This window comes from Micromonospora sp. AMSO31t, assembly GCF_008868175.1.
Classification (GTDB): Bacteria; Actinomycetota; Actinomycetes; order Mycobacteriales; family Micromonosporaceae; genus Micromonospora.
Genome location: NZ_WBKT01000323.1, coordinates 1 through 713 on the forward strand (window position 1 = coordinate 1; position 713 = coordinate 713).

At 79.5% G+C, this 713-nt stretch carries 1 pseudogene; it reads right to left on the reverse strand.

Features of this window, described 5'->3' with window-relative positions:
* Nucleotides 1-598: pseudogene (locus F8274_RS30780) on the reverse strand (hypothetical protein); the annotation flags it as partial.
* Between the last annotated feature and the right edge of the window lie 115 nt (nucleotides 599-713).

The window sequence follows — 713 nt, forward strand, 5'->3', positions numbered from 1 at the left end:
GCCGCCGGTCGGCGGTCGGGGCGTGGAAGCCGGGGGGCACCTCGAAGCCGGAGGCGGCGGCGCCGACCGGCGGCACCTGGAGGGCCGGCGGCCCGGAGGTCGGGCCGCTCTCCGCCCAGCGCGCGGCGCGCGGCGCGGGCGGGTCGTCGGAGGCGTGCCGGGACGGGCCGGTATCGGCCTCGACGGTCGGCTGCTCGACCGCGGGCGCCGGCCGCTGCGCCGGCACGATGAGCCGGTCGCCGCCGGTCTCCCGGCGCGGCTCGTCCGCGGGCGGGGCACTCACCGGCGCCTGGCGGGTCACGGGCGGCTCCTCCCCGGCGTGCTGGATGCCGTTGACGTGGCGGCCGTTGACCCGCCCGGGCGGGTCCTCGGCGGTCAGCCCGGGCAGCGGGGCGGGGAGGTCACCGTGCCGGGGGGACGAGGCACCCCAGCCGGTGGTGAGGTCGGCGCGGGGCCAGCCGGCCGCCGGCGCGCCCCGGGCCCAGCCGGTCGCCGGGGGCGCCCACCCGCTGCCGGCGCGGGCCAGGTCGTCCTGCTGACCCGTGCCGTCGCCGTGCTCTCCCGGGGTGGCGGCTCCGGGTTGCCCTGATTCACTCACCGCGCGCTCCTTGGTCGCCCCCGCTGAGGCTACCGTGTGGTGACAGTGGCGATAAGTTACAGCGGCGGGCCAATTCCGCGACGGGTTCACGAACCCGGACCGGTTCGGGTGATAA